At 76.0% G+C, this 21362-nt stretch carries 24 protein-coding genes and 1 riboswitch; of the genes, 8 read left to right on the top strand and 16 right to left on the bottom strand.

Annotated features, from left to right (window positions below; translation table 11 throughout):
* Positions 1-121 precede the first annotated feature (121 nt).
* On the bottom strand, positions 122-1363 hold the full coding sequence (locus tag HUT16_RS01140; RefSeq protein WP_176184561.1) for a benzoate/H(+) symporter BenE family transporter: 1242 nt from the start codon (positions 1361-1363) through the stop codon (positions 122-124).
* A gap of 220 nt (positions 1364-1583) precedes the next feature.
* Positions 1584-2372 (bottom strand): amidohydrolase family protein, encoded by a 789-nt coding sequence (locus HUT16_RS01135; protein ID WP_176184560.1) that lies wholly within the window; start codon positions 2370-2372, stop codon positions 1584-1586.
* A 103-nt stretch (positions 2373-2475) separates the two neighbouring features.
* Here HUT16_RS01135 and HUT16_RS01130 point away from each other — a divergent pair, with 103 nt between their 5' ends.
* A complete protein-coding gene (locus tag HUT16_RS01130; protein ID WP_176184558.1) occupies positions 2476-2838 on the top strand; it encodes a MerR family transcriptional regulator in 363 nt (120 codons plus the stop codon).
* A gap of 67 nt (positions 2839-2905) precedes the next feature.
* On the opposite strand, the gene HUT16_RS01125 is transcribed toward HUT16_RS01130, so the two are convergent.
* The 4 genes from HUT16_RS01125 to HUT16_RS01110 form a co-directional block, all read right to left on the bottom strand.
* Positions 2906-3160, bottom strand: coding sequence for a hypothetical protein (locus HUT16_RS01125; protein ID WP_176184556.1), 255 nt, complete (start codon positions 3158-3160; stop codon positions 2906-2908).
* Entirely contained in the window at positions 3157-3501 is a 345-nt protein-coding gene (locus tag HUT16_RS01120) for a CU044_2847 family protein (RefSeq protein ID WP_176184554.1), read from the bottom strand. The genes HUT16_RS01125 and HUT16_RS01120 overlap by 4 nt, the downstream gene beginning before the upstream one ends.
* Before the next feature lie 198 nt (positions 3502-3699).
* Positions 3700-3966, bottom strand: a complete 267-nt coding sequence (locus HUT16_RS01115; RefSeq protein ID WP_176184552.1) for a DUF4235 domain-containing protein — start codon at positions 3964-3966, stop codon at positions 3700-3702.
* On the bottom strand, positions 3963-4466 hold the full coding sequence (locus tag HUT16_RS01110; RefSeq protein ID WP_176184550.1) for a DUF3618 domain-containing protein: 504 nt from the start codon (positions 4464-4466) through the stop codon (positions 3963-3965). Before HUT16_RS01110 ends, HUT16_RS01115 begins: the two co-directional genes overlap by 4 nt.
* Before the next feature lie 269 nt (positions 4467-4735).
* Here HUT16_RS01110 and HUT16_RS01105 point away from each other — a divergent pair, with 269 nt between their 5' ends.
* Positions 4736-5524: a DUF6193 family natural product biosynthesis protein gene (locus HUT16_RS01105; RefSeq protein WP_176184548.1), complete on the top strand. Its 789-nt coding sequence runs from the start codon at positions 4736-4738 to the stop codon at positions 5522-5524.
* A gap of 69 nt (positions 5525-5593) precedes the next feature.
* On the opposite strand, the gene fxlM is transcribed toward HUT16_RS01105, so the two are convergent.
* The 8 genes from fxlM to HUT16_RS01065 form a co-directional block, all read right to left on the bottom strand.
* Positions 5594-7924 (bottom strand): methyltransferase, FxLD system, encoded by a 2331-nt coding sequence (fxlM, locus tag HUT16_RS01100; protein WP_176184546.1) that lies wholly within the window; start codon positions 7922-7924, stop codon positions 5594-5596.
* Between the two features lie 164 nt (positions 7925-8088).
* Positions 8089-8712, bottom strand: coding sequence for an NUDIX domain-containing protein (locus HUT16_RS01095; protein ID WP_176184543.1), 624 nt, complete (start codon positions 8710-8712; stop codon positions 8089-8091).
* Between the two features lie 67 nt (positions 8713-8779).
* Positions 8780-9001 (bottom strand): hypothetical protein, encoded by a 222-nt coding sequence (locus tag HUT16_RS01090; RefSeq protein ID WP_176184542.1) that lies wholly within the window; start codon positions 8999-9001, stop codon positions 8780-8782.
* Entirely contained in the window at positions 8998-9564 is a 567-nt protein-coding gene (locus HUT16_RS01085) for an AAA family ATPase (RefSeq protein WP_176184540.1), read from the bottom strand. Before HUT16_RS01085 ends, HUT16_RS01090 begins: the two co-directional genes overlap by 4 nt.
* Positions 9561-10175, bottom strand: a complete 615-nt coding sequence (locus HUT16_RS01080; protein ID WP_176184538.1) for a hypothetical protein — start codon at positions 10173-10175, stop codon at positions 9561-9563. Before HUT16_RS01080 ends, HUT16_RS01085 begins: the two co-directional genes overlap by 4 nt.
* Positions 10172-10759, bottom strand: a complete 588-nt coding sequence (locus HUT16_RS01075) for a GNAT family N-acetyltransferase (RefSeq protein ID WP_303392059.1) — start codon at positions 10757-10759, stop codon at positions 10172-10174. The genes HUT16_RS01080 and HUT16_RS01075 overlap by 4 nt, the downstream gene beginning before the upstream one ends.
* A 283-nt stretch (positions 10760-11042) precedes the next feature.
* The gene (locus HUT16_RS01070) at positions 11043-12518 is read right to left on the bottom strand and encodes an NUDIX domain-containing protein (RefSeq protein ID WP_176184535.1); all 1476 of its coding nucleotides are present in this window, start codon (positions 12516-12518) and stop codon (positions 11043-11045) included.
* Positions 12519-12994: 476 nt separating this feature from the next.
* Positions 12995-13747: a phosphotransferase family protein gene (locus tag HUT16_RS01065; RefSeq protein ID WP_176184533.1), complete on the bottom strand. Its 753-nt coding sequence runs from the start codon at positions 13745-13747 to the stop codon at positions 12995-12997.
* Positions 13748-13974: 227 nt separating this feature from the next.
* Positions 13975-14041, top strand: a riboswitch (Fluoride riboswitch).
* A 47-nt stretch (positions 14042-14088) separates the two neighbouring features.
* On the opposite strand from HUT16_RS01065, the gene HUT16_RS01060 reads away from it, so the two are divergent.
* The 6 genes from HUT16_RS01060 (at position 14089) to HUT16_RS01035 (ending at position 19440) form a co-directional block, all read left to right on the top strand.
* Positions 14089-14577, top strand: a complete 489-nt coding sequence (locus HUT16_RS01060; protein ID WP_176184531.1) for an NUDIX domain-containing protein — start codon at positions 14089-14091, stop codon at positions 14575-14577.
* Positions 14574-15104 carry a phosphatase PAP2 family protein gene (locus HUT16_RS39570; RefSeq protein ID WP_176184529.1) on the top strand — a complete coding sequence of 177 codons (531 nt, stop codon included), beginning with the start codon at positions 14574-14576 and terminating at the stop codon, positions 15102-15104. The genes HUT16_RS01060 and HUT16_RS39570 overlap by 4 nt, the downstream gene beginning before the upstream one ends.
* Before the next feature lie 128 nt (positions 15105-15232).
* Entirely contained in the window at positions 15233-15721 is a 489-nt protein-coding gene (locus HUT16_RS01050) for an inorganic diphosphatase (RefSeq protein ID WP_176184528.1), read from the top strand.
* Positions 15722-15764: 43 nt separating this feature from the next.
* Positions 15765-17030, top strand: coding sequence for a phosphopyruvate hydratase (eno, locus tag HUT16_RS01045; RefSeq protein ID WP_176184526.1), 1266 nt, complete (start codon positions 15765-15767; stop codon positions 17028-17030).
* Positions 17031-17251: 221 nt separating this feature from the next.
* The gene (locus HUT16_RS01040) at positions 17252-17989 is read left to right on the top strand and encodes a hypothetical protein (protein ID WP_176184524.1); all 738 of its coding nucleotides are present in this window, start codon (positions 17252-17254) and stop codon (positions 17987-17989) included.
* Positions 17990-18102: 113 nt separating this feature from the next.
* Positions 18103-19440 carry a PP2C family protein-serine/threonine phosphatase gene (locus HUT16_RS01035; protein ID WP_254897573.1) on the top strand — a complete coding sequence of 446 codons (1338 nt, stop codon included), beginning with the start codon at positions 18103-18105 and terminating at the stop codon, positions 19438-19440.
* Between the two features lie 164 nt (positions 19441-19604).
* Here HUT16_RS01035 and HUT16_RS01030 read toward each other — a convergent pair whose 3' ends face one another.
* Positions 19605-20486: a metal ABC transporter permease gene (locus HUT16_RS01030; RefSeq protein ID WP_176184523.1), complete on the bottom strand. Its 882-nt coding sequence runs from the start codon at positions 20484-20486 to the stop codon at positions 19605-19607.
* Entirely contained in the window at positions 20483-21289 is an 807-nt protein-coding gene (locus HUT16_RS01025) for a metal ABC transporter ATP-binding protein (RefSeq protein WP_176184521.1), read from the bottom strand. The genes HUT16_RS01030 and HUT16_RS01025 overlap by 4 nt, the downstream gene beginning before the upstream one ends.
* Between the last annotated feature and the right edge of the window lie 73 nt (positions 21290-21362).

The raw sequence follows: 21362 nt of genomic DNA, 5'->3' as shown, positions 1-21362 counted from the left end.
GCGCGGACCGCGAGGTCAATGGTCTAAACCATCTCGGGATTTGGAGGAGTTGTGCCCATCGCGCGGCGCGACCACCGCGCGCACCGGCGGCGCCGGGGGTCAGCGGCGGTGGCGCCGGGGGTCAGCGACGGTGGCGGTGGGTCAGGACGGCGTGGGTGGCCAGGCCCAGCAGGAGGCCCCAGAAGGGGGCGCCGATGCCGAACAGGGTCATGCCGGAGGCGGTGGCGAGGAAGGTGACCACCGCGCCGTCGCGGCCCCGCTCGTCGGCGACCGCGGCGGCCAGGCTGCCCTGGAAGGAGGCCAGCAGGGCGACACCGGCGATCACCGCGACCAGGGCGGGCGGCAGGCCGGTGAACAGGCTGACCAGGACGCCGCCGAAGCTGCCGACCAGCAGGTAGAGCAGGCCCGCGGACATCCCGGCCACGTACCGCCGGCGGGGGTCGGGGTGGCTCTCGGGGCTGGTGCAGATCGCGGCGGTGATCGCCGCCAGGTTGACGCCGGGCGAGCCGAACGGGGCGAGCAGCACCGACAGGCCGCCGGTCGCGCCGACCAGCAGCCGGTCGTCGGGCTCGTAGCCGGAGGCCCGCATGATGCCGAGGCCGGGGGCGTTCTGCGAGGCCAGCGCGACGATGGTGAGCGGCAGCGCCAGACCGACGGCGGCGGACCAGGAGAACGCCGGGGTGGTCCAGACGGGGTGGGTGGGGCCGCCGGAGCCGAGGCGCAGCGGCAGCCCGACGGTGCCCGCGGCCAGCAGCGCGCCCGCCAGCAGCGCCAGCGGGACGGCGTAGCGCGGCAGCAGGCGCTTGGCCAGCAGGAAGACGGTGAAGCTGCCCAGCACCAGGACGGGGGCGGCGCGCAGTTCGGTGAAGATGCCCGCGCCGAAGGCGAACAGGATGCCGGCCAGCATGGCGTTGACGATGCCCGCCGGGATCGCCCTGATCAGCCGCCCGAACAGGCCGGTGGCGCCGAACAGCGCGACGGCGACCGAGCTGACCAGGAACGCCCCGACCGCCTCCGGGTACGGGTGGGCGCCGAGGCTGCCGATCAGCAGCGCCGCGCCGGGGGTCGACCAGGCGGTGATGACGGGCGTGCGGGTCCACCAGCTGAGCAGCAGGCAGGTCAGTCCGCTGCCGATCGACACCGCCCAGATCCAGGAGGCGGTGTGCGCCGGGTCCAGGTGCCCGGCGGCGGCCGCGGCGAGCACGACGACCAGCGGGCCGGAGAAGGAGACGGCGATGCACACGAGGCCGGCCAGCAGGGCGGGGACCGAGACGTCCCGCCGCAGCGAGGGCCGGCCGGGCGGCGGGGCGGGGGATTCGACCGGTGCGGTCCTTGCCGGAGCGGCGGTCCGATGATCTGGCATTCGAGCAGTATCCCGTCCCCCCGGCCCCCGCCCCGCCGGAATCGGAGGAACGGCGCTGGCGGCGCAGGACGATTGAGGAGCGGCACCGGCGGCGCAGGACGGTGGAGGAGCGGCACCGGCGGCGCAGGACGGCTGCCGAGACCGGGACCCGGCCCCTCCGTCCGACCGGTACGGCCGGGCCCCGCGCCGCGGTGCCCCAGCGCCCCGGTGCCCCGGTGCCTCAGCCGAGGCCGACCAGTTCGGCGAGCGTCCCGCCCAGCACCCGGTCGCGGACCTCGCCCGGCGCGGTGACCCGTTCCACCAGGGCGCGGGCGAGCACCGGGTCGCCGTACGGTGCGTCCGAGCCGAACAGCGTCCGCTCGGGCAGCTCGCGGACGGCCAGCCGGACCGCGAAGACCACCGGGGCGGTGGACAGTTCCAGGTACAGGTTCGGCGTGTCCCGGGCCAGTTCGACGGCCTGCATCCAGTGCTGACCGCCCAACTGGCTGACCACCAGCGGAACGCCGGGGTACCGGCGGGCCAGCGCCGCCAGCGTCGCCAGGTCCGGCCCGGTGGTCGGCGCGGACCCGTGCACGACCACCGGGAGCCGCCCCAGGTCGGCCGCCGCCCGGAGCACCGGCTCGACCAGCCCGGCCCCGCCCGGCGGCGGCGTCAGCTCGCCGATCCCGTGCAGCCCGCGCCCGACCACCTCCCGTTCCACCAGTTCGGCGGTCGCGCGGGCGTCCAGCCCCAGCGGCACCGACAGGAAGCCGATGAACCGGTCCGGCCGGGCGGCCAGCGCCGCGTCCAGCTCCCGCCAGGCGCCCCGGTACGCCTCCACCGTGGCGGACCGGCCGTCCAGCGCCTCCGCCAGGACGGCCAACTCCCGGCGCAGCGCGGCCAGGTCGCCCGCCCGTTCCGGGTGCGGCCGGGTCGCGAAGAGCACCGCGCGGTCGACCCCGGCCTCGTCCAGCAGCTCCAGGTGCGCCCCGACCGGGTCGTGGACGTGGCTGTGCGCGTCGATGATCACTGGTTCGTTCCCCTCCGTCCCGGCGGGCCCGGAATGCCGCCGCTGGAAGCACTGTTGCGCCCTGACACCATGGGAAGGTCAAACGGGACGGGGGCGGGTACGGGTGCTGATCGGGGAGCTGGCCCGGCGGACGGGCGTCGGCGAACGGCTGCTGCGCCACTACGAGCGGGCCGGGCTGATCCGCTCCGAACGCCGCGCCAACGGCTACCGCGACTACGAGGAGCACACGGTCGAGACGGTGCGCCGCATCCGCGCCCTGCTCGCCGCCGGCCTGCCCACCCGCACCATCCGCCTGCTGCTGCCCTGCACCGACGGCGCGGCCGCCCTGCGCCCCTGCCCCGGCGTCCTGGCCGGCCTCCGGGACCGGCTGGCCGTCCTCGACCGCCGGGCCGACGAACTGGAGGCCGCCCGGCACCTGCTGCGCCAGTCGATCGCCGCCACCGCCCGCCGCCAGGACGACCCCTGACGACCGGTACCGGCCACCGGTGACGGCCACCCGCTCCGCTCGGCCCCGCGGCCCGCCGGGGCGCGGTTCAGCGCGGGCATCCGGGCGCGTACGGGATGCCGGGCGCGGCGCGGGCCCACTCGTCCCGGGTCCACCCGTCCCGGGCGACGTCGCCACCGGGGAGGCCCAGCGCGCTGCTCACGACGTGCGCGCAGGTCAGCACCAGCCGCTCGGCCACCAGGAACCCGACCCCGACCGGCCCTGCCGCCGCGCCGCGGACCCGCACGATCGCCGCCTCCAGCGTCCCCGCGTCGAGGCCCGGCACGGGTTCCGGCGCCGTCACCGCGACGGGTTCGGCTCAGGGCTGCCCTGCGCGGGGCGCCACGTCAGCGACACCTTGAAGTTCGCCTCCGCCGCCGCCGAGGAGACCACCAGGTCCGCCTCCGCCGACATCGTCAGCCCGAACTCGAGCGACACCTCGTCCGGGCGCCGGGCCATCGAGCCGAGCCCCGCGACGAACTCCTCGGCGACCGGGCGGACGTCCGCGAGCATCTCGCCCAGGGACCTGGCCGCCCGCCGGGCCAGCCGGTCGGACCGGGACACCTGCACCAGTCCCTCGTCCTCCGCGATCACCTCCACGTTCACCGTCGTCGTGCCGACCGGCAGCTCCACCAGGTACTTCATCCCCCGCCTCCCCCTTCGTACGGTCCGTGGACCACGCGGCCCGCGCCCTTGCCGCGCGCCCGCCGCCCCGCGTCCGGCATCGTCGCCGGGGACCGGATCACCACCATAGAACCGGTGTTGACTCATCGTCAGGAAAATCGGGGACCCGTACGGGGGGTGCCGGACCCCGCCCGGGGTCCGGCACCCCCCCGGTGCGGGTCAGTCGGGCCAGGTCCCCGTCAGGCGCCGGACGCCGACGGCCCCGCCGCGGTCGATGGCGGCCTTGACCAGCCCGAAGACCGCGCCGTGGAGGGCGGCGGCGAACAGCACCTCACCCCAGCCGTGGTCCTTGTCGGTGGGGTCCGGGGCATCGTCGCTGTGGCCGACCGCCTTCCACACCTGCTTGAAGGCGACGCCCGCGACCATGCCGCCGACGACGCCGAGCGTCAGCCCGACCGGCTTGTAGAGGACCGCGACCGCCTTCACTTGCGCTTCCGGCCGCGCAGCAGGACCAGGACGGCCACCAGCACCGCGGCCCCGGCCAGCAGCGGGACGCGGTTGGCCCGCACCGCCGCCGCGGCACTCGTCGCCTTCTCGCCCACCTCGTCCGGCGTCCGCTCGGCCGCCAGGTGCCCCGCCCGGGCCGCCGTCCTGCGGACCTGCGCCGCGGCCTGGACCGCCTTGTCGAGCACCGGATCGGGAGTCTTCTCCTTGACCAGCCCGGCGGCCTGCCCGGCCTTCTCCCGGGCCCAGTCGGCCGCCTGGGCGGCCGCCCCGGCCGCCTGCTCCCTCACCTCGGCCGCGTGCTCCTTGACCTGCTCCTTGACGTCGGCGGCCTGCTCCTTGACGTGGGCGGCCTGCTCCCTGACGTCGGCCTTGGCCGCCAACGCCTCGACGGTGCGGCCGAGGTCCTCACGGGTGTGCCCGACCTGCTCGGGCACCTGGTCGGTCCGCGCGGGTTCGTCGCTCTGGAACGGCTGGTTCATCGGTGTGCCCTCTCCTCGATCTCGGCGGTGTCGGCCTTCGCGCTGCCGACTGTCTGCTCGGGCGCGGGGACGCCGGGGTCCTCCCCGCCCGTCCGCGCCTACCCCTGAACTCGCAGGTCATCCACCAGCCGCACCGCCGACGCACGACCTCCCGCCGCACACCACCGCGTACGGGCACTTCCACGGGCACTTCCACCGGCACTTCGAGGAGCGGGAACGCGAGGGCCCCACCGGCCGGTGCGGCAGGCCGTTCTGGCAGACTCGGCCGCATGCCCGAGGTCGACAGCCCCTTTCACGAGCACGGACCGCTCCCGGACGTGGCACCGGCTGATCCCGCGCACCCTCTGCACGCGTACGCCGCCCACTACCCCGAGGTGGCGGACGCGGGCTCCCTGCGCGACGCCCTCCAAGCGGTGATGGACCGTGAGGGCCCCGGACTCACGGTCGAGTTGACGTCCTCGCCGGGCTGGCGCCACGTAGCGGCGGAGATCGAAGCCGGCGACCGCTTGGTGAACGTCCTGATGGCGAAAAACGAACGCTGTTTCCTGGTCGACTGCTGGGCCCGGAACGTCCACATGGCTTCGGGCAAGTCGCGGGACCTGTCCGAGGTCGCGGGCGCGATGCGCTCCTGGCACGCAGGCTCCAGGGTGCGCGAACTCACCGCGCAGTGGCCCTTCCTGCGGACCTGGGAGCTGGCCGAGGCCCATGAGCGGGGCGAGGCCGTGCCCGCGCGCTGGGCGATGATGCGCCGGTCCGCCGCGGCGGACACCAGGACCAGGCACGCCGCCGATTGGCGGGACCTGGTCGAGGCGGCGTTCGAGCAGGCGCCGCTGCGCGCCCTGTCCCCGGGGCGGAGCATGTGGTGGTTCACCCTCAGCCGCCGGGCCGAGCCGCCCATCTGCTCCGACTTCCCGCGGACCAGACCGCTCGGCAGCGGCCGCTTCGAGGTGACGTTCGCCGACCGCCGGGTGCAGGAGGTGGACGGGGCGGCGGCGACCGTGGCGGTGATCGTGGAGAACCTCCCCGACGACGCCGTCCCGCTGCCTGCCGGGCCGTGACCACGGTCGTGAGCCGTTGCGGCAGCTCCGACAGCTCCGGCAGTTCCGGCAGTTCAGCCCGCAGGCAGGCTACGCGGGGGCGGTGGCCGGGCGGAACGCCAGGCGGGCGGACGGCTTGTCGAGGACGAGATCGAGGGCGGCCGGGGGGGCTGCGTCCGGGGCCGTGGTGGGGTGGACGGTCAGGCGGGGGTAGCCGTGGCCGCGCAGGTGCCGGTCCCAGTGGCGGACGGCGGCGGCCATCCGTTCGGCCAGCGCGGGGGCGTGCTCGCCGAGGGCGTGGACGGTGAACTCGGCCCCGTCCGTTCCGCCCGCTCCGTCCGCGGTGGGTTCGGGGACGAGGTAGGCGAGTGAGCCGCCCGCGGTGAGCGCCGGGGTGGTGCGGCCGCCGGGCAGCCGGGTCAGGCCCGAGGGCTCCCGGTCCTGGAACAGGGTGCACCCGCCGTGCCCGTGCAGGGTGGTCAGCAGGTGCAGGTGCAGCGAGTCGTACGGCTCGCCGAGCCTGACCCGGACGCCGGTGCGCCGCTCGTGGCCGGGGCCGTGCGGGGCCCGCGCCAGCCCGTCGGTGTCGGGGACGGGGCCGTCGGCGTGCCACAGCAGCACGTCGTCGGCGAGGCGGGTGTGCGGGACCGGGGCGGCGGTGGTGTCGGGGACGAAGCCGCAGCCGATCCAGTCTCCGGTGCTGACCAGCCGGTCGCCGTGGCGTTGCAGGGCGAGCGACCAGGTGTGGGTGTGGAGGTCGAGCGGCAGGACCAGGCGTCCGCCGTCGGCGAGTTGCCCGGACCAGGCGGGGGCGAGGTCGCGGGCGGCGTGGGTGACCACGATCGCGTCGAAGCCGCCGCGCGGCACCAGGTGGGCGGGCGCCCCGTGGTTGCCGTCGCCCAGCAGGGCGGTGACGCCGGTGGTGCCGGTCTCGGCGAGGGCGCGGCGGGTGCGGTGCACGACGTGCGGGTCGAGGTCGACGGTGACGACGTGGCCGGAGGGCCCGGCGAGGTGGGCGAGGTAGGCGGCGTTGCAGCCGCCGCTGCCGATCTCCAGCACGCGGGCGCCGGGGGTGACGGCGGCCTGGGCGAGCATCAGGGCCTGTAGGTCCGCCGCCGAGACGGAGCTGGTCGCCTGCCCGTGGGCCCCGCGGCGGGTGACGTACGGGCGGTCGGGGGCGTAGGCGGCGGCGAGGCCCGCCTCGGGCAGGAACCGGTGCCGCTCGACGGTGCGCAGCGCGGCCAGGACCTCCACGGGCAGCCGCGGGTGGGCGGCGGCGACCTGTTCGGTCATCGCGGTGCGGCGCCGGGCGGCCTCGGGGTCGGCGCCCGGCACGGCCGGGGCCGGGGCGTCGTGCGGGTAGGCGGAGATCTCCGGTAGGCGGTTCACGGTGCCGGGCCAGATCGCGTTCAGGGCCTGCGCGGCGGGCGCGAACACCGGTCCGAGGCAGTCCAGGGCGTCGAGGTCGAACCACTCCCAGCGCACGAACTTCTCCGGCTCCCGCACCGCCGGGGTGCCGGTGACGTCGAAGGCGCGCACCACCCCGGTGATCCGCGGCACCCGCTGGGCGTGGTCGACCAAGAGGGTGATTACTGCGGCGCCGTCGGCCTTCAGGCCGGTCTCCTCGGCGAGTTCGCGCACCGCGGTCTCCTCCAGGGTCTCGGCCCGCGCCCCGCCGGTGCCGTCCTCCACCGTGTCGGTCTTGCCGCCGGGCAGTTCCCACATGCCCCGGGCCGACCAGCCGAGCAGCACCCGGCCGCGGCTGTTGGTGACGACGGCCAGCGCCCCGGCGATCGCGAGGTTGCCGGTGGCCGGGGTGCTGCGCTCGGTGGCGGCGGTGTCGCGGCAGGGGGCGCGCAGCACCAGCAGGCCGAGGCCGTCGGCGTCGAGGCGGCGCACGTCCGTCCAGCCGGAGGTCAGGGCGGCGATCTCGTCCTCGTCGAGCGCGATGCGCCTGCGTTCGGCGGGGGTGGTGGCGGTGAGCGGGGTGGTGATCAGCAAGGTCCCTCCGGGGGCCAGCAGGTGGCCGAGCCGGTGCAGGGTGTTCGTCCGGTCGGCCAGGAAGGCTACGGACAGCCGCATCGTGACCAGGTCGTAGGGCCGGTCGCCGAGGAGGTGGTGCAGGTCGGCGACCTCGACGTCCGCCTCCAGCCACCGCACCCCGGCCTCGGGGTGGGCGGCGCGGGCGCGTTCCAGCGCGGCCGCCGACAGGTCGACGGCGTCCACCGCGTAGCCGACCAGTGCGAGGTGGGCGGCCAGGTCGCCCAGGCCGCAGCCCACGTCCAGGGCCCGGCCGCCGCCCTCGGGGGCGGGCGCGTGCTCGGCGAGCGCGGCGATCTCCTGCGGGCGCAGCGCGCTGAAGGCGATGCCGTCGGTGTAGCTCCGGTTCCAGTGCGCGGCGGTGAGAGCAGGTGCGGTCACGGTCTCGGTCCTCGGGTCACGTACGTGCGGGGGCCGGTGGTCGGAACGGGGCGCGCTGCCGCGGCCCGGGTCGGTGGGGAGCCGAGTGGCCGGTGGCACACCCGTCGGCGAGCAGGCGCTCCGGGACGTCGGGCGGCGCGGGCCGGGGCTCCGGTGACGGGCGGTCAGCGGGGTTCCGTTCCCGGCTCGCCGACGGTCGCCCCGGGGGCGGGGGACGCCGGGGCCCGGTCGGTGGCCCGGTGCGGCAGTGGGCGGGCGGTGCGCTGGGCGGTGAGCAGGACGGCCGCGAGGGTGCCGGCCTCGGTGATCCGGCCGTCGGCGCACATCGCCACCGCCTCGGCCAGCGGGACCCAGTGCAGTTCCATGTCGGCCTCGCTGGCCTCCCGCCGGTGCTCGCCGACGGTCAGGCCGGTGGCGAGGTAGAGGTGTTCGCGGGTCCGGGCGCCCGCGGGCATCCGCCACATCGCGGTCAGCGGCTCGATCCGGGCGGCGCGGATGCCGGCCTCCTCCAGCAGCTCGCGCCGCGCGGCCGCCGCCGGGTCCTCGGCCGGATCGCAGCCGCCGCCGGGGCAGAGCAGCAGCCGCAGGCCGCAGACGTAGACGTCCTCCGCGACCAGCGCGACGCGGCCCCGGCCGTCGAGGGCCAGGACGCGCACCCCGTCGACCGCCTCGGTGTACTCGTACGTCCCCGGGCTGCCGTCGGCCCGCCGGACCTCGTCGCGGCGCACCGTCATCCGGCGCCCGCGGTGGACGACGGTCGACGATTGCGTGGTCCAGCCTTCGATCATCTCGGCTGCTCCTTCTTCGGGTCGTGCCGGGCGGGCGGTGGCGGTGTGCTCGGCGCACGGGCCGGGGTCAGGGGAGCAGGGGAGGCGGGGGCGGGTCCAGGCGTTCGAGGTGGCGCTCGCACCGTCCGTCCGGCCGGTGCACGGTCCGGTAGGCGTAGGGCACGGCGCTGCCGTCGAAGACGACGACGCCCTCCTCCACGACGGGCCGCCCGGCAGCGGCGGCGTGCAGCAGGGCGGCGGCGTCCTCCGGCGGCCCGGGCGGTGGCGGCCGCCGGTGACGGCCCGTCACCGCCCGCCCCCTTCCGGGCCGCCGGTCGCGAGCAGCTCCAGCGCCCGGTCCGCGACCTGACGCGGCGCGAGGCCGGTGGTGTCGATCACCTCGGCGTCGGCGGCGAGCCAGTCGGCGAACGCCTCGGTGTAGCGGGGGAGCCGCCCGCGCCGGAACGCGCGGACCTTCGCGCTGCGCGCCTCGTCGCCGGGGTACTCCGGGTCGGTGTCGATGCGGGCGGCGACCGTGTCCGGGCGGGCGTGGAGCAGCAGGTGGCGCAGTGGGACACCGGTCGTGCGGACGGCGTCGTGGATCTCGGCGGCGTAGCTGCGGCGCAGCAGCGTCATCGGGACGAGCACCGGGCGGCCGCCGTTCTCGCGGTGGCAGTGGATGACGAGTTGGGCCACCAGCGGGCGCCAGGCCGGGTTGTCCTGGAAGTCGGCGTACTTGCCGGGGAAGACCTGGCGCAGCACGAAGCCGATCTCCTCCGGGTCGGTGACGACGGCGCCGGGCAGTTCGTTGCGGAGGGTGGTGGCGAGCGTGGTCTTGCCCCCGCCGAAGGGGCCGTTGATCCAGACGATCACCGAAGGCTCCCCTCGTCCTCGTCCTCGGCGGCGGGGGAGGTGGGTGCGGAGCGCGGGCCGGGCAGCCGGGTGGCGTACTGCTCGGCCTGGAGCAGGTAGGCGGCGCGGTAGCCGCCCGCGGCCGGTCGCTCGTCCTCGGCGCCCACGGCCATGAGTTCCTCGTGGGTGCCCTGTTCGACGAGGCGGCCGTCCTTGAGGACGTAGATGAGGTCCGCGGCGGCGCAGGCGGCCAGGCGGTGGGTGATCAGCAGTACGGTCGCGCCCTGGCCCGCCAGGCGGCGCAGGCTGTCGAACGCCCGCACCTCCGCGGCCGGGTCGAGCGCACTGGTCGGCTCGTCGGCGACGACCGGGGACAGCGCCGCCGCGCCGGCCCGGCCGATCTCGGCGAGGACCACCCCCGCCCGCGCCGTACGGTCGGCCCGCCGGGCGAGCCGCCATGCCAGGCGCAGCATGCCGGGGATCTGCCGGGCCACCGCCCACAGACCGGCCTGCACGCCCGCTTCCTCGTGGCGGACGAACCCGGCGTCGTAGCGCATCGGGCCGCCGAACAGCAGCCGCTCGCTCGGGGACGACCCGCCCTCCGCAGCTGCCCCGTGCCGACGCCGTTTCACGCCGGCCCGCCCGCGGCCGCGGGCCGGACGGTGACGGCCTCCGCGAGGGGGTGGCGCAGCGTCAGGTAGTGGGCGGCCGGGTCGAAGCCGAGCTTCTCGTACAGCGGCAGGCCCTCCGGGGTGGCGATCAGTTCGACCGAGGAGCAGCCCCGCTCCTGGAGCGCGCCGACCAGGGCCCGGGTGACGGCCTCGCCCAGGTCCCGACGGCGGTGGCGCGGGTCGGTGACGACGGTGTGGATCCGGCCCCACCGCCCGTCGGGGTAGGCGGGGCCGTCGTAGCCCCGGTAGACGACGCCGATCGCGCACGCCGCCAGCGTGCCGTCCCCGGCATCGGCGACGTAGGCGAGCAGGTGCGGGTCGGTGCCGAGCCGGGCCCGCAGGTCGGCGAAGAAGGTGGTGCGCCAGGCGTCGGTGGCCGGTCGGCCGGTCAGGACGTCGACCCGCAGGCGCAGCAGTTCCTCGGCGTCCTCGGACGTGGCCGGGCGGACGGGGGGCGGTGTCATCGGGCTTCTCCTTCGGGTCCTTCGGGTCCTTCGAGCGGCGGGCGGTGCGTTCCGGGCCGGTCGGAGCGGTGCGTTTCGCATCGGTCAGGGCGGTGGTGCGGACGGGCGGGTCGGGTCACGGGCAGCTCCCAGGACGCCGCCGCCCTGCCGCCCCCGTACCCGCGCGCCGCCGAACTCCACCCCGTACCCTTACCCGGCGGGTCGACCGGCCGCAGCCCACCGAGCGTGCACCGCCTCGGCCTCCGCCCACAGTGCGCGCGGATCCCGCGCAAGGGCCCGCGAGCCGTCGGCCGCCGTGGCCGGTCCGGGCCGGGCAGACGGGACGGGGCGGGGCGTGGGCCGGTGCCGGTGTCAGGGCAGGGTGTCAGCGGACGACGTGGGCGGGCGTGCCGGTGCGCGCCGCGTCCAGCACGGCGAGGGTGAGCTGCGCGTGGCGGGGATCGCTCAGCGCGGCCAACTCGTCGCGGGAGAGCAGGACGACCTCGGTGTGCTCGGCCGGGTCGAGCCGGATTCCGGCCACCTGCTCGGGCGTCAACGCGCCGCCGTGGAAGGCGAATCCGACCTTGGCCGGCCAGCCGCCCCCGGGCTGTTCGAACACGGTGGCCAGCAGCGGCAGCCGGGCCGGGTCGGGCTCCAGCCGGATTCCGGTCTCCTCCGCGCACGCGCGCACCGCGGTGTGCAGCGGGCTCGGGTCGCTGAATTCGACGTCGCCGCCCGCCCATGGGAGGCCCTCGGCCGGGTCGGTGGCGCGCAGCAGCACGGCCCTGCCGTCCTCGGTGGTGAAGAAGACGCTGCCCCACATCGGGGCGGCGGGGGCGGTGGGCGGGTGGGCGGGCAGCGGTCGGTGCCCGGGCAGCGCGGGCGGCCGGGTGGCGGCGTGCTCCCGGATGAGGTGGCGGGTGGAGTCGCGCAGGCGGAGGCGGTGCAGGTCCGCGGGCCGGAACCAGTGCACGAGGACGCCCTCGCGCAGGTCCGCGGTGTCGGGGTGGCCGTCCCAGCGGGCGCTGAAGACCTGGATCGGGACGGCCAGGCCGTGCCGGTCGGTCGTCCACTCGACGGTCAGCGGCTCGACCGGCCCGAGGCTCAACCCGGGCACCTCCTCCGCGAGTTCGCGTCGTAGTGTCGCCTCGATCGTGGCGTCGCCCGCCTCGCGACCGCCACCCAGCAGGCTCCACTCGCCCGGCGCCCAGATGCCGGGGACGTCGTCGCGCAGGTGCAGCAGGTACCCGCCGCGGCCGTCGTGGACGAGGGCGGAGGCATTCACGGGCTCCGGTCGGCCGGTCAGCCCCGCCGCCAGGAGCTTGGCGCGCAGCTCGGGCGAGGAGACCTCGGTGAGCGGGCGCCACTCGGCCCCGGTCACCTCCGCCTCCTGGAGGCGCACGGGCGGTGGTCCGTCGTCGGCGAGGTGGAGGACGAAGCGGAAGTCGTAGTGCCGGTGGGCGCCTTCGCCCTTGCCGGGGTTCGGGTCGATGTCGTTGACGTCGATGTCGACCGGCGTGTCCAGCAGCCCCGGCACCAGGCAGAGCGCCCCGGGCGGGATTCCGGTCTCCTCCGCGACCTCGCGGACCGCCGTCGCCAGCAGGCTGGTGTCCCCGGGTTCGCCGTGCCCGCCCGGGCAGAGCACCAGCCCGGTGGCCCGGTGGTGGACGTGCAGCACGCGCAGGTCGCGGTCGACGACGACGCCGCTGCAGGTGACGTGCGCGGGCAGCGCGGCGCGGCTGGTCGGGTCCGGCACGGCGGCCAGCAGGTCCAGCAGCGGCTGGAGCCGGCCCAGTTCGCCGGGGTGGCGCCGGAGGTAGGCGCGGGTGGTGGCGGCGATCTCCGCGGAGGTGACAGGCAATCAGGGCTCCGTATCCGGTCTCACGGGACGGCCCGACCGGGCGGGCCGGGCGGGCCGGGTCGGCAAGTACCAGCTCTCCATGGCAGGTCGGGAACTCGACGGGGCGGCCGGGGGTCCGATGCTCGGGGATCGGGCAGCCCCCGATCAAGCGGGTTTCCTCCGGGCGTGCCTGGGTCGAAGGGGGCGTTTTCGAGCACCCGGGCGGCGCCGTCCACCGCGAGGTCCGGTCGGCGGGAGCCCCTCGGGCCGGCGGCCGCTTCCCAGCACACAGGCGGCGAGAGCCTGTTCGAGGGCGACTGCCCGCTCGGCGTCCGGGACGGCGCGGGCGGCGCGGGCGGCGGGGCGGACGAGGAGGCCGCAACCGTCGCCGGATTCACCCGTTCGGCTGACAGTGGCCCGGGCGAGGTTTCGGGCGATCGGGGCGTCGCCGTGGCCGCGCCGCGGGCGGTGGGAACGGGGGAGCAGGTCCCGCGATCTCACCTCAGGGATCTCAGCGCGTCGACTTCACAGCCCGGCGCGAACGGGTCGAAGCCGTGCTCGATCAGCCAGCGAACCGCCAGCAGGCTTCGCAACGACCACCACGCGCGGATCACGTCGAGGTCGATGTCGATGTCGGTGCCGTAGCCCGCGAGGACGTCGCCGAGGTGCTCCTCGTGCCCGAGCGTGAAGGTGGCGAGGTCGTACAGGGCGTCGCCCCGGCCCGCCTCGGACCAGTCGATGATGCCGGTGACCTGGTCGCCGTCGACGAAGACGTGCTCGATCTGCAGGTCGCCGTGCGTGAAGACCGGAGTCCACGGCCGGAGCGCGGCCTCGGCGACCTGGCGACCGCGGGTGACCAGGTCGGCGGGCAGAACGGCGTTCGCCAGGAGCGACTCGCACTCGTCGTCGAGTTCCGCCGTCAGCGCGCCGATGCTCCGGCCGGCTCGGCCGGGCCGGGGTGGCAGCGGCGCGTCGTGCAGCTTCCGGATGGCGGCGCCCGCTGCGGCCCACGCCGTCGGCGACGCGGTCGACGGCGCACCGAGGTGCCCGAGCGTCGTCCCCGGGAGGGCGGCGATCGCGAGCACGGGCGGCTTGCACCAGAGGATCTCCGGGGTCGGGACGGGCGCCAGGGCCATCGCCTCGACTTCGGCGTCGAGGCGCGCCCGATCGGCGTCCACCTTCAGGAAGACGTCGCCGACCCGCAGGGTCGCGCGCTCGGAATGGGCGACGAGAACCTCGACTTCATCCATGGCGGCCAGTATTCCGGGCCGGTCGATGACGGTCACCGGGATATCGCGCGGCAGCCGGAGCCCGGCCGGTGGTTCCTGGCGACGACCGAGCGGCCCGCTCCTCGCGCTCGACGTGGACGCCGTCAGCCGGGGCGCGCGATGCCCGGCAGCGGATCCGGTCGTCCGGGGTGCGGTCGTCCGGGGGCGCGGCCGTCCGGGGGTGCGACGGGCGGGCGGCTGTGCTGGCATGGAAGGCAGGCGATGGGGCTCGCCTTCGACCGCGCCGTTCCCGGCGCTGATGGCTCCTGCGGACGGTCCGCCCCCGGCAGCGGGCGGCGGACCCGGACCGGCGGGAGCGGATCATGCCGGATGTGGACGTGCGGTGCAGCGCGCTGGTGTTCAGCGGGACGGCGGTGCTGCTGGTGCGGCGCTCGCGACCGAACGACTGGAGCCTGCCGGGCGGGGTGCCCGGCGCCGTCGAGGGGCTGGAGGAGTGCGCGCGCCGAGAACTGGCCGAGGAGACCGGCCTCGTGTGCCGGGCCGGGCGCGCGGTGCTGGTGGTGGACTCGGTGAACGAGGCGGTGTCGCGCCGGATGCTGGACGTGGTGTTCCGCTACCCGGACGTGGACGAGCGGGCGGCGTGCGCGCTCGCGCCGTGCGAGAGCGGACTGCGACCGCAGCTGGTGGCGCTCGACCAGCTGGCGCGGATCCGGCTGCGGCCGCCGATCGCCGACCGGATCGGTGCGCTGCACCGCGTCCGGCACCAGGTGCCGGAGATCGTCGTCGAGGGCCTGCGCCCCTGGGAGATGGCCGTGGACCTCGGCGAGGACCCGTCCCCGGAGCACCGGTGAGCGCGCACCGCGCCGAACGCCGCCTGTTCGCCGTGCTCACCGGCGACGGCCGGGACGCGCCGTGGTGGCGGGCGGTGAGCCGCCTCGGTGACCGGCCGGCCTCCTACGGCCTCGCCGCCGCCCGGTGCCTGCGCGGCCGGGGCCGGGGGCGCTGGCGGCCGCTGGCCGCGGTGGCGGGCGCGGACGCGGGCCAGGGGGTGCTGAAGCGGGTCCTGGTCCGTCCCCGGCCGCCGAGGTCGGCCTGGCGGGTCCGGCCGCACGGGGCGAGTTTCCCGTCCCGGCACACCGCCCTCGCCGCGGCCGCGGTCGGGCGCGGCCCGGCCGCCGGGGCGGCGGTGGCGCTGGTGGGCGCGTCCCGGATCAGACTGGGCGTGCACTGGCCCGGCGACGTCGTCGGGGGCTGGCTGCTCGGTGCCGGCTGCGCCCGCCTCGCACGCGGCGGCCGTCCGGCTCCCGGGACGGCTGCGACAGCACCCGCGGGCACGGCGTATCCTGACGGTGTTGCACGGCGGTGGGGCTCGCCGTAACCGCAGCCTCGGGCTGCCAACAGTCCCTACCCTTCCCGGTAGGAGAGCTGTGCCCCCGCACCCCTCGGCCACGTGCATCGTCGGCCTGCCGGAAGGTCCGTCACATCCGGTACGGCAGGGACGAGAGCATGGAATTCGACATCGTCGTGGAGATCCCCCGGGGATCGCGCAACAAGTACGAGATGGACCACGAGTCGGGTCGCATCCGGTTGGACCGGATGCTGTTCACCTCCACCCGCTACCCCGCGGACTACGGCTACGTCGACGGCACGCTGGGCCGCGACGGCGACCCGCTGGACGCGCTGCTGCTGACCGGCGAACCGCTCTTCCCCGGCACCTGGGTCCGCGCCCGGGCGATCGGCATGTTCCGGATGAGCGACGAGCACGGGGAGGACGACAAGGTGCTCTGCGTGCCCGCCGGCGACCCGCGCAACGCGCACCTGCGGGACCTCGCGGACGCGCCCGAGCACGACCTGCGCGAGATCCGGCACTTCTTCGAGGTCTACAAGGACCTGGAGCCCGGCAAGTCCGTCGAGGGCGCCGACTGGGCCGACCGCGCCGCCGCCGAGGCCGAGATCACCGCCTCCCTCGCCCGCGCTACCGCCCCGCTGGGCTGACCCTCCCCCCACCCCTCCCTCCTCCGTCAAAGGACCCGCACCGATGGCGATCCACCTCGCGCACGTCCACGCCGCCGAGATCCTCGACTCCCGCTCCCGGCCCACCCTGGAGGTCGTCGTCGGCCTCGGCGACGGCAGCCGGGGCCGCGCCGGAGTCCCGTCCGGCGCCTCCACCGGCGCCACCGAAGCCGTCGAACTGCGCGACGGCGACCCGGCCCGCTACCGCGGCCAGGGCGTCCTGAAAGCCGTCGCCGGGGTGAACGGCGAGATCGCCGACGCCCTGCGCGGCGCGACCTTCCCCGACCAGGAGGCCCTCGACGCCGCCCTGCGGGAGCTGGACGGCACCCCGGACAAGTCCCGCCTCGGCGCGAACGCCCTGATCGGCGTCTCCATGGCCGCAGCCCGGGCCGACGCCGTCCGCGCGGGCGTCCCCCTGTGGCAGCACCTGACGCCCGGGCACGTCGAACCCCGCCTGCCGGTGCCGCACTTCAACGTCCTCAACGGCGGCGTCCACGCCCCCAACCCGCTCGACTTCCAGGAGTTCATGATCGCCCCCCTCGGGGCGCCGTCCACCGCCGAGGCGGTGCGCGCCGGTTCCGAGGTCTACGGCGCCCTGCGCGCCCGGCTCGCCGCCGCGGGCCACGCCACCGGCCTCGGGGACGAGGGCGGCTTCGCGCCCGGACTGCACCGCCCGGAGGAAGCGCTGTCGCTGATCGTCGCGGCGATCGGGGACGCCGGCTACCGGGCGGGCCGCGACGGCGTGGCCATCGCCCTCGACCCGGCCGCCAGCGAGTTCCGCCGCCCCGACGGCAGTTACCTCGTCGACGGGCAGGCCCGGTCGAGCACGGACATGATCTCCTGGTACCGGCAGCTGGCGGACGACTTCCCGATCTGGAGCATCGAGGACGGCCTCGGCCAGGACGACTCCGACGGCTGGGCGGAGCTGACCGGCGAACTCGGCGACCGGGTGCAGCTGGTCGGCGACGACAACCTGACCACCAACCCCGCGCTGATCGCCGCGGCCGTCGAGGCGGGCGTCGCCAACGCCGTCCTGATCAAGCCCAACCAGATCGGCACCGTCAGCGAGACCCTGCACGCGATGCGGCTGTGCCGGCAGGCCGGTTACGCGGCCATGGTCTCCCACCGCTCCGGCGAGACCGACGACACCTTCATCGCCGACCTCGCCGTCGGCACCGGCTGCGGACAGATCAAGTCCGGCGCACCGGCCCGCGGAGAGCGCACCGCCAAGTACAACCGCCTCCTACAGATCGCCGACACCCACCCCGCGCTGCCCCACGGCCTGCGCTGACACCCACCCCGCGCTGCCCCACGGCCTGCGCTGACCCCCGCCCCGCGCCCGCCACCGCGGCGGCACGACCGCGGCGATCCGGGTACGCCCGCCCGCCGTCCGCCCCTGCCGGAGCGCGGCACGCACCGCCCGGCCCGGCCTGCCCCCGGGCCGTCGCAGGAGTGGACCGCCCGGGGCGGGGAAGCCGCAGGTGGCAGCCGTACCGAGGCAAGGGGACGTCCATGGAGCAGGGCAGGAAGACGCCCGACCACCGGGTCAAGGCGCGCGAGCGCTTCGCCCGGCACGAGCGGCGCGGCGAGGCCAGGCTGCCCGCCGTCGTGGCGACGCTGGTGGCGATCGCGCTCTACCTGGCGCTCCCCGAGCAGTTGCTGGTGGGGCCGCGGTTCGTGCTGCCCGGGTTGGAACTGCTGCTGCTGATCCCGCTGATCGCCGTCAACCCGCGCCGGATGACCCGGCAGAACCGCTTCTCCCGCGGCGTCTCGCTGGCGCTGGTCGGTCTGATCGGGTTCAGCAACCTGGTGGCGCTCGGACTGCTGGTCCACGCCATGGTCACCGAACAGGCCGCCGACGGCGGTTCGCTGCTGCTGGCGGCGCTGCAGGTCTGGGCGACCGACATCGTGGTCTTCGGCCTGGCGTTCTGGGAGCTGGACCGCGGCGGCCCGGTGGTGCGCACCCAGGCGGAGCGCTCCGAACTCCCGCTCGCCGACTTCCGGTTCTCCCAGGACGAGAACCACGACACCGTCGAGGAGGTCGCCGACGGCTCCAGCCGCACCAGCGACTGGGTGCCCACCCTGATGGACTACCTCTACATCTCGGTCACCAACTCCACCGCCTTCAGCCCCACCGACACCATGCCGCTCTCCACCCGCGCGAAGGCCCTGATGTCGATCGAGAGCATCGCCGCCCTCATCACCACCCTGCTGGTGATCGCCCACGCCGTCGGCGTCCTCGACAGCTGACCCGGCCGCTGGGCCACGAGACCGGACCCGGCGACCCGCCCGGCAGGGCCGTGCGGGCACACTGGAGGGGACGGGACGGCACGGGCGGCACGGAGCAGGGAAGAGGACGGCTGGTGGTGGAGCATCCGGGCGGGGTGCGGGTGGACGGCCTGCCCGCGGCACTGTCCGATCCGGACCGGCTGCGGGCGGTGGCGGCGACGGGGCTGATGGACACCGGCCCGGAGGAGGTCTTCGACGACCTCGCCTCGCTGGCCGCCCGGATCACCGGCGCGGGCCGTGCGTTCGTGACCCTGGTCGACGCCGACCGCTCGTTCTGGAAGTCCAGCATCGGAGTGGACCTGCCCGACCTCGCCGACCGGCAGGGCCCGCTGAGCGCGAGCTACTGCCCCTTCGTGGTCGGCACCGCCGACGCCTTCGTCGTGGACGACGCCGCCCGCGACCCGCGCACCGCCCACCACCCCGCCACCCACCCGATGCACATCGGCGCCTGGGCCGGCCAGCCCCTCCTCGACGCGGACGGGCACGTGCTGGGCACGCTGTGCGTCATCGACGACGACCCCCGCCCCTGGTCGGACGCCGACATCGCCACCCTGGCCACCCTGGCCCGCTCGGTGTCCGCCGAGATCAACCTCCGCCAGGCCCTCACCACCGCCCGGCACGCCCACCGGCGCTCCGCCGACCTCGCCCGCACCCTCCAGGCCGGGCTGCTGCCCGACGCGCTGCGCACCGTCCCCGGCCTGGAGGCCGCCGCGTCCTACCTGCCCGCCTCCCGACGCGACCGCGCCGACATCGAGGTCGGCGGTGACTTCTACGACCTCTTCCCCACCCACGGGGACAACTGGGGCGCGGTGATGGGCGACGTGTGCGGCAAGGGCGTGCAGGCCGCCCAGCTCAGCTCGATGGCCCGCCACACCCTGCGCGCGGACGCCACCGACACCCGCAGCCCGGCCGTCCTGCTCAAGCGCCTGCACGACGCGATGGTCGCCCAGGGCGCCGACCGGTTCCTGACCTGCGCCTACGCCGCCTTCCACCTCACCGATCAGGGCGTCGTCGGCACTCTCGCCCTCGGCGGCCACCCGCCCGCGCTGATCCGCCGCACCGACGGAGCCGTGGAGCAGCTCGGCGAGCCGGGCACCGTGCTGGGCGTCCTGCCGGAGCCCCACGTCCACCTCACCGACGTTCCCTTCACCCTCGCCCCCGGCGACCTGCTGCTCCTCTACACCGACGGCGCGATCGAGGCCCGCCCCCGCACCGGCACCGCCCCGCGCGAGGCGGTGGCACGCTTTGAGGAGGCCGACCTCGCCCGGGCCCTGGTCGACACCCGGGGCCTGGACGCCGTCGCCACCGTCGCCCACCTCGACGCCGTCCTGGAGGCCCAGCACGGCGGCCGGCCCAGCGACGACACCGCCCTGCTCGCCCTGCGCGCCGCCTCCGACGGCCCGGCCCGCTGAACGCCGCCGGCGGACCGGAGTGGCACGACCCGCCGATGCTTCACGCCCCGCTCCCCGACGCCCACGTCCTGGCCCTGCACGGCAGCGCCGACATCAGCACGGGCGCGAGGGGCTCGAAGCGGACTTCGCCGGGGCCGTGGCCCCCGGCCTGCGCCCGGTGCGGTTCAGGCCGTTCGCGGGGTCCTCCGCCTGCTCTCCCACCGTCGGCTCCGGCGGGTGCCGACGAGGCGGCAGACCACGTAGATCGCGAACGAGACGGTCGTGACGTAGGGGCTGATGGGAACGGAGCTGCCCAGGGCCAGCAGGATGCCGCCCTCGATCGAGACGATGGCGAAGACGACGCTGAGCAGGGGCATCAGGACGGGTGACGCGGTGATGCGGGAGGCGGCCGCGGCGGGCGTGACGACGAGGGTGAGGACCAGGAGCGCGCCGACGACCTGGACCGACAGGGCGACCGCGAGACCGAGCACGATCATGAAGGCGAAGGAGAGGGTGCGCACCGGGACGCCCCGGGCCTGGGCGACGTCCGGGTCGGCGCTGGCGAAGGTCAGCGGGCGCCACATCACCGCCAGTGCGGCGAGGACGACGGCCGAGGTGCCGAGCAGCCAGGCCGTCTGCGGGGTGTCCACCGCGACGATCTGGCCGGTGAGCAGGCCGAACTTGTTGGCCGCGCGGCCGTGGTAGAGCGCGAGGAACAGCACGCCGAGCCCCAGGCCGAACGGCATGAGGATGCCGATCGCGGAGTTGCGGTCCCGGGCCCGCGCGCCGAGGACGCCGATCGCGCCGGCCGCGACGATCGAGCCGGCGATCGAGCCCGCCACGACGTTCACGCCCAGCAGCAGCGCCCCCGAGGCGCCGGCGAAGGAGAGTTCGCTGATGCCGTGCACGGCGAAGGGCAGGTCGCGCATGATGACGAAGACCCCGGCCAGACCGCCGATCAGACCGAGCGCGGCACCGGCGATCAGGGAGTTGCGGACCAGGGCGAGCAGTTCGCCGTAGTTGTCGTAGGCGAAGATCTGGTGCCAGATCCCGTCGGCGAGGTTCATGGGCGGGTTCCTCCAGGCTCGTCGGCGTGGTGCGCCGGGGTGCCGGGTTCGTCGGGGACGCCGAGGACCACGACCCGGCCGTGCACGCGGACCACGTCGACCCGGGTGCCGTAGAGCCGGGACAGCGACGCGGAGGTGAGCACCTCGTCCGGTGTGCCGACCCGGTGGCCGCCCGGTGCCAGGTAGAGCACGCGGTCGACGAGGTCGAGGACGGGGTTGATCTCGTGGGTGACGAAGACCACCGCCGTGTCGTGCGAGCGGCGCCGGGCGTCGATCAGTTCGGTGACGGCCCGCTGGTGGTGCAGGTCGAGGGAGACCAGCGGCTCGTCGCAGAGCAGGACGCTCGGGTCGGTGGCCAGGGCCTGCCCGATGCGCACGCGCTGGCGCTCGCCGCCGGACAGCAGGCCCACCGGGGCGTCGGCGTAGGCCGAGGCCCCGACGGACTCCAGGATCTCGTCGACCCGGCGCCTGATCCCGGCGGTGCGCAGCCGCGGCCCGAAGCGGTGGCCGTCGATGCCGAAGCGCACCAGGTCGCGGGCGCGCAGCGGGGCCTGCGCCGAGAGCGCCGCCTGCTGGGGGACGTAGCCGATCCGTCGGCCGGCCTCGCGCGGGGCGCGGCCGAGCACGGTCACGCTTCCGGCGGACAGCGGCTGTCGGCCCAGCAGGGCTCGCACCAGGCTGCTCTTGCCGGACCCGTTGGGGCCGAGCACGGCCAGGAACTCGCCCGGCCGCACGTCGAGGTCGAGGCCGTGCCACACCGTGCGTTCGCCGTAGGACAGCGCGGCGCCGCGCAGGCTGATCACGGGGACGGTGCCGGAGGCGGCCGGCTCCGCCCCGGGGCCGGGCCGGCCCCGGGGCGCCCGCGGTGCGGGGGCC

Source organism: Kitasatospora sp. NA04385, from assembly GCF_013364235.1.
In the GTDB taxonomy this organism is placed as follows: Bacteria; Actinomycetota; Actinomycetes; order Streptomycetales; family Streptomycetaceae; genus Kitasatospora.
The sequence above is the reverse complement of the archived record's forward strand: the minus strand, read 5'-3'. Positions and strand labels throughout refer to the sequence as shown.